Source organism: Nocardia violaceofusca NBRC 14427 (assembly GCF_963869435.1).
Taxonomy (GTDB): Bacteria; Actinomycetota; Actinomycetes; order Mycobacteriales; family Mycobacteriaceae; genus Nocardia; species Nocardia aobensis.
Map to the genome: position 1 here is coordinate 1 of NZ_CAWMPM010000062.1, position 7,345 is coordinate 7,345.

Consider the following 7,345-nt stretch of genomic DNA (forward strand, 5'->3'; position numbering starts at 1 on the left):
AAGGCGTGTGGCCTGATCCACGAGTGCCGGACCACTGCGCGCCGAGATCACCCACGGCAGCAACCCGCCCACGGGTGCGGTCCTCGATACCGGATCGGCCATCGTGTCGGTCGCCGGTGCTTGTTCGACGATCACGTGCGCGTTGGTGCCGCTGATCCCGAACGAGGACACACCCGCCCGACGCGGCCGATCCACCTCCGGCCACGGCACCGGCTCGGTCAGCAACCCGATATTGCCTTGCGCCCAATCGACTTTCGTACTCGGACGGTCGACATGCAGAGTCTTCGGCAGCACGCCGTGGCGCATCGCCATGACCATCTTGATCACACCACCCACACCCGCAGCGGCTTGAGCGTGACCGATATTCGACTTGAGCGACCCCAACCAGAGCGGGCTACCGGCGTCCCGGCCCTGACCGTAGGTGGCGAGCAGCGCCTGGGCCTCGATCGGATCACCCAGCGTCGTTCCGGTGCCGTGTGCTTCGACCGCATCCACATCCGTCGGGGAGAGCCCCGCATTGGCCAGGGCCTGCCGGATCACCCGCCGCTGCGACGGACCGTTCGGCGCCGTCAAACCATTGGACGCACCATCCTGATTCACCGCCGAACCGGCGATGACCGCGAGAATTCGATGGCCGTTGCGCTGCGCATCGGAAAGGCGTTCCAGGACGAGCACTCCGACGCCCTCGGACCAGCCCACACCGTCGGCCGCGTCCGCGAACGACTTGCATCGGCCGTCCGGAGCCAAGCCGCGCTGGCGGCTGAATTCCACGAAGGTCTCCGGTGTCGCCATCAGCGTCACACCGCCGGCCAGCGCCAGATCGCATTCCCCGGACCGCAGCGATCCCGCGGCCAGATGCATCGCGACCAGCGACGACGAACACGCCGTATCGACCGTGACCGAGGGGCCCTCGAAGCCGAACACGTACGACACCCGGCCCGACGCAATGGATCCCGCATTCGCGTTGGCCGGATAGTCGTGATACATCATGCCGGTGAAGACGCCGGTCGCGCTGCCGCGCAGCGACCCCGTGTCCACACCGGAGCGCTCCAGAGCTTCCCACGACGTCTCCAACAGCAAGAACTGCTGCGGATCCATCATCGCGGCCTCGTTGGGGCTGATGCCGAAGAACGCGGGATCGAATTCACCGGCCGAATGCAGGAAACCACCCTCGCGGGTGTAGGTGCTGCCCGGCGTTTCCCCGGTCCGATCGTAGAGTCGCTCGACGTCCCACCCGCGATTCACCGGGAACTGCGAGGTGGCGTCGCCGCCCTCGGCTACCAGCCGCCACAGATCCTCCGGCGAATCCACCCCGCCCGGATACCGGCACGCCATTCCGACGATCGCGATCGGCTCCCGGAGGGCCGCGTCGAGTTTGCGATTGCGCGCCCGCAATCGCTCCGTTTCCTTGAGCGAGACCCGCAGCGCCTGCGCCAGCTTCTGCGTCTTGTCATCGGGGTTCGTCATTCTCAGTCCTCTGATGAGCCGTTGTAGGCCAGGTCGATCAGGTCGTCGATGTCCAATTCGTCGATGGACTCGTCCCCGACGCCTCGATCGGTGTCGTCTGTTTCAGCACGCGGTGTGTCACCGTCGCGCGCGAGCTCCAGGAGCGCGTCCAGCAGCCCCGCCGCCCGGAGCCGGGAGAGCGGGATGGTTCGAAGCGCCTGCCGAATCTCGTTCTCCGGCAACGTGTCCGGTTCAGTCGGGTCGTTATCGGTGAGCATCTCCACGAGATGGCCCGCGAGTGCCTGTGGCGTCGGATAGTCGAAAACGAGGGTCGCGGGCAGCGGCAGACCCGTGACGGTTTTCAGGACGTTGCGCAACTCCACGGCGGTGACCGAGTCGAATCCCAGCTCGTTGAACGCCTTGTCCACATCCACGGCATTCGCGTGGGCGTGGCCCAGAATCGCCGCCACCTGCCCGCGCACGATCTCCACCAGGACGGCGGGACGTTCGTGGTCCGGGGTGTCGGCCACGCGGGCACGCAGTGCCGCGGCCGCACCCGACGCCGCGGTGCGTCGCTGCGGGACCAGGTCGGCGAACAGCGGTGCGACAGTTCCCGCACCGCGCAACGCATCCAGATCCAACCGAGCCAGCACCAGCGCCGCGGCATCGATGCGCCTGGCGGCATCGAACAGGGCGAGGCCGTGTCCGGCCGCCAGCGGCAGCACACCGGAGCGAGCTATCCGTTGCCGTGCGGCGGCATCGAGTTCGGCGGCCATACCGCCCTCGGCCTCCCACAGACCCCAGGCGAGGGATTGCCCGCACCGGCCGGATGCCCGCCGCTGCGCGGCCAGCGCATCCAGGCAGGCGTTGGCCGCGGCGTAGTTCCCCTGCCCGGCATTGCCGAATGGTCCTGCCACCGAACCGAACAGGACGAACGCCTTCAGCGGGAGGTCGCGGGTCAGGTCGTGCAACTGCAGGGCGGCGTCGACCTTGGGGCGCAGCACCGCGTCCAACCGGTCGGGGGTGAGCGAACCGATCGCACCGTCGTCGAGCACACCGGCCAGATGGAAGACGCCGGTCACCGGATGATCGGCCGGAACCGTGGACAATGCCGCGGCCAGTGCCTCGCGGTCGGCGGCGTCGCAGGCGGCGAAGTCGACTCGGGCCCCGAGGTGTTCCAGCTCGGCACGCAATGTCGTTGCGCCGGGCGCGGATTCACCTCGGCGGCTCAGCAGCAGCAGCCGGCGCACACCGCGCGCGGTGACCAGGTGCCGGGCGAACAGGCCGCCGAGGTACCCGCTCGCACCCGTGACCAGAACGGTGTCGTCGGCGGTGAAGGAGTCGTCCGGGACAGTCGCCGCCGCGGGTGTGACTCGGGTCAGGCGGCCGGCGTAGGCCTGTCCGGCGCGGACGGCGATCTGTGGTTCGCCTGCGGCCACGACCCCGCCCGGCACGCCGGAGTCGGTATCGAGCAGGACGATCCGGCCCGGATGTTCGGTCTGCGCGGAACGCACCAGACCGCCGACCGCGGCGCCCGCGAGGTTCGTGATCGCCTCGCCCGCAACCGATATCACGCCGCCGGTGCGGACCACCAGCACCGAATCGGCGAAGCGGGAGTCGGTCGTCCACGTCTGGAGGACGTGCAGCGCCTCATGCGTCGCCGCACGGACGGCGTTGGGATCGTCACCGGTCGGGCAGTCCCACACGACGAGGCCGGGGACGTCGTCGCCCAGCTCTGCCCATCGGGCCGTGGTCACCTCGGCATCGGGGAGCGCCACCGGTGTCCACCCGACCTCGAACAACGCATTCCGACCGGTGGTTCCCCCGGCGGTGAGCTGGGCCGGATCGATCGGCCGAGACGCGAGGTGCCGGACCGACGCCACGGGCATACCCGTCGAATCGGCGAGGTCCAACGCGACGCCGTGGTCACCCTCCGGAGTGAGCCGGACCCGCAGCGAATCGCCCCCGCCCGCGTACACGGTGACGCCCGACCATTCGAACGGCAGGGCGATCTCCGTCGTGGGCATATCCGATGCCGAACGCACGGCGTGCAGCGCCGCATCGAGCAGTGCGGGATGCAACCCGAATCCGGCCGCGTCGGCGCGCACGGATTCCGGCACCGCCACCTCGGCGTAGATTTCACCGTCCTCCCCGCGCCAGACCGCGGTCAATGCCTGGAATACCGGCCCGTATCGATAGCCCAGGGCATCGAGTGCGTCGTACACACCGTCGATGTCGACGGCGGTGGTGCCCACCGGGGGCCAAGAGATCAGGTCGAAATCGGGCGCCGTCTCGGCCTGTGCGACAACACCTTCGGCGTGCAGCGTCCAGGAGGGTACGGAATCGACCTCCCCGTCGGGGCAGGAGAAGATCCGCACGGCGCGGTGTCCGGTCTCGTCCGGTTCACCGACCGCCACGCGGATCGCGACGCCACCGGTCTCGGGTAGCGCCAGGGGCGCCCGGAGCACCAGTTCGTCGAGAGCCGGGCAGCCGACCTGCTCGCCGGCGTGCCGCGCGAGTTCGACGAATCCGGTGCCGGGAAACAGCACCGTATCCAGCACCCGGTGATCGGCCAGCCACGGCTGGGTCCGCACCGAGAGACGACCGCTGAGGGTCACGGCGCCGGAGTCGGGCTGCGACACCATCGCCGACAGCAAGGGATGTCCGGTGTCGACGAATCCCAGTGCCCGAGCACCACCGTCGGCGGCAGTGGACCCGGCGTTCACCCAGTACCGCTGATGCTGAAAAGCGTAGGTGGGCAGCTCGATTCGCCGGCTTCCGGTGCCGGCGTAGAGCCTGGCCCAGTTCACCTCGGAGCCGGTGACGAACAGCCCGGCCACACCGGCGATCACGCTCGTGGCATCGGCCCGGCCCCGATGCGCCAACGCCACCACGGCCGGGGCGTGGGGTTCTGCTCGTGCGTCCAGAGTCTGATCGACCATCGGATACAGCACGGCGTCCGGCCCGATTTCGGCGAAGCGGGACACTCCCATATCCGCCATCGCGGTTACCGCGTCGGCGAATCGGACCGCGTCGCGAACCTGCCCCACCCAGTACGCCGGATCGCACATCTCATCGACGACCTGCCTACCGGTCACGGTCGACACCAGTGCGACGGCGGGCCGTGCGAACGTGAGACCCGCTATCACCGAAGCGAATTCGGCGAGCATGGGTTCCATCAGCGACGAATGGAACGCATGGGAGACGCGCAGCCGTTTCGTCCGCCATCCGCGCTCGGCGCCCGCCTCGAGCGCGGCGGTGACAGCGGCTTCGGCGCCGGACAGCACCACCGACGCAGGACCGTTCACCGCGGCGATCGACACCTCCGCGCTCAGCAGCGGCAATACATCGGCCTCCGACGCACCCACCGCGACCATCGCCCCACCGGCGGGCAGCGCCTGCATCAGGCGACCGCGCGCGGCCACCAGCACACAAGCATCCTCGAGCGACAACACACCCGCGATATGCGCGGCGGCGACCTCACCGATCGAATGACCGGCCACCACATCCGCACGCACACCCCACGACTCCAGGAGCCGGTAGAGCGCGACCTCGAACGCGAACAGACCCGCCTGCGCGAATACGGTGTGGTCGACCAGGTCCCCGTCCGTCAGTGCGTAGGGCAGCGAAACACGCTGTCCCAGAGACGGTTCCAACTCGCTCAGGATCGCGTCGAAGTGCTCGGCGAATATCGGGTAGGCACGGTGCAGTTCGGCGGCCATACCGGCCCACTGCGCCCCCTGCCCCGAGAACACCATGCCGGTCGACCCCGGCATCGCTCGGCCCGACACCACACTCGGCCCCGGCTCGCCGCGCCCCAGCGCTCGGATTCCGGCCCGCAGGGCGTCGCGCTCGGCCGATACGACCACCGCACGATGGTCGAACACCGCTCTCGTCGCCAGGGAGAAGCCGATGTCGGCCGGATCGTGTTCACGGCCGGCGAGATGTGATGCCAGCCGCCGGGCCTGGTCGGCGAGCGCGACACCCGTGCGCGCCGACAGCACCCACGGCAGCACGGCATCGGCCGGCACCGTCGTTACCGGTCGCGAACCGGTGTCCGGGGCCTGTTCGAGAATGAGGTGCGCGTTGGTGCCGCTGATCCCGAACGAGGACACACCCGCCCGACGCGGGCGACCCACCTCCGGCCACTCGACCGGGTCGGTCAGCAACTCGATACTGCCTTGCGCCCAATCGACCTTCGTACTCGGCCGATCCACATGCAACGTCTTCGGCAGCACGCCGTGGCGCATCGCCATGACCATCTTGATCACACCACCCACACCCGCCGCAGCCTGAGCGTGACCGATATTGGATTTCAGCGACCCCAACCACAACGGCCGATCCGCAGCACGATCCTGACCGTAAGTGGCAAGCAACGCCTGAGCCTCGATCGGATCACCCAACGTCGTACCCGTACCGTGCGCCTCTACCGCATCCACATCCACCGGAGACAGACCCGCATTGGCCAACGCCTGCCGGATCACCCGCCGCTGCGACGGACCGTTCGGCGCCGTCAAACCATTCGACGCACCATCCTGATTCACCGCCGAACCCGCGATGAGCGCCAGCACCTGATGGCCGTTGCGCTGCGCATCGGACAGCCGCTCCAGCACAAGCACACCCACACCCTCAGCCCAGCCCACACCATCGGCCGCATCCGCGAACGACCTACACCGGCCATCGGGCGACAACCCACGCTGACGACTGAACTCCACGAAGGTCTCCGGTGTCGCCATCACCGTCACACCACCGGCCAACGCCAGATCACACTCCCCCGACCGCAGCGACTGCGCGGCCAGATGCATCGCCACCAGCGACGACGAACACGCCGTATCGACTGTCACGGCGGGGCCTTCGAAGCCGAACACATACGACACCCGGCCGGACGCGATGGAACCCGAGTTCGCACTACCGGGGTAGTCGTGAAACGACATTCCGGCGAACACCCCGGTGGAGCTGCCCCGGAGCGAGGCCATATCGACACCCGAGCGCTCCAGCGCCTCCCACGAGGTTTCGAGCAGCAACCGCTGCTGCGGATCCATCGCCCTGGCTTCATTGGGACTGATCCCGAAGAACTCGGCATCGAAATCGGCTGCCGTATAGAGGAATCCGCCGGTGCGAGCGTATGTCTTGCCCGGCGTGCCCGGCTCCGGGTCGTAGAGGGATTCGATATCCCAGCCGCGATCGACCGGCAGGTCGCCGTTGGTATCGACGCCGTCCGCCACCAGTCGCCACAGATCCTCGGGTGAGGACACCCCACCGGGATAGCGGCAACTCATCGCCACGATCGCGATCGGATCGTCGCCGGCGCGAGGGCGATCGGCCACGCTCTCGTCGACGCCGACGACGCCGGTCAGCTCCGCGGCGAGGAATCGGGCCACGACATGCGGGGTCGGATAGTCGAAGACGAGGGTGGCCGGAAGGTGCAGGCCGACCGCGGAACCGAGCTTCTTGCGCAATTCGACGCCGCCGAGCGAATCGACACCCAGTTGCTGGAACGTGCGCCGCGGATCGACCTCGTCCGCCGACGTGTGCCCGAGAACCTCGGCGGTCACCGATCGAACGAGGTCGAGTGCCGCCGGCTCATCCACCGGGGCTCCACCCGCGAGACGGGCCGGGGCCCGGTCGCGAGCGGACGAAGGAGCGATGTCGCGCAGCAGTGCCGGAAGTTCGTCGCCGCGGTCGCGGAGGGCCACCGTATCGATCCGTGCCGCCACCACCTGCGCGGCGTCGGTGGTGATCGCCAGATCGAACAGCGCCAGCCCCTCGGCCGCGGTCAGCGGGGGCAGCCCCTGCCGCCGAATCCGCGCGACGTCCCCGTCCGACAGCAGTGCGCCCAGGCCGGTCGCTTCCCACAGGCCGAAATCGATGGCGGTCGCGGGCAGACCCGCGGCACGCC

Annotated in this window: 2 protein-coding genes; both read right to left on the reverse strand. The window is 68.9% G+C overall.

Going from position 1 to position 7,345, the window contains the following annotated elements; all coding sequences use genetic code 11:
• The coding region (locus AC5592_RS34235) for a type I polyketide synthase (RefSeq protein WP_232329677.1) at positions 1–1,467 on the reverse strand (1,467 nt) is incomplete at its 3' end.
• A gap of 2 nt (positions 1,468–1,469) precedes the next feature.
• Positions 1,470–7,345: type I polyketide synthase (locus tag AC5592_RS34240; RefSeq protein ID WP_198164021.1), on the reverse strand; the 5,876-nt coding region annotated here is incomplete at its 5' end.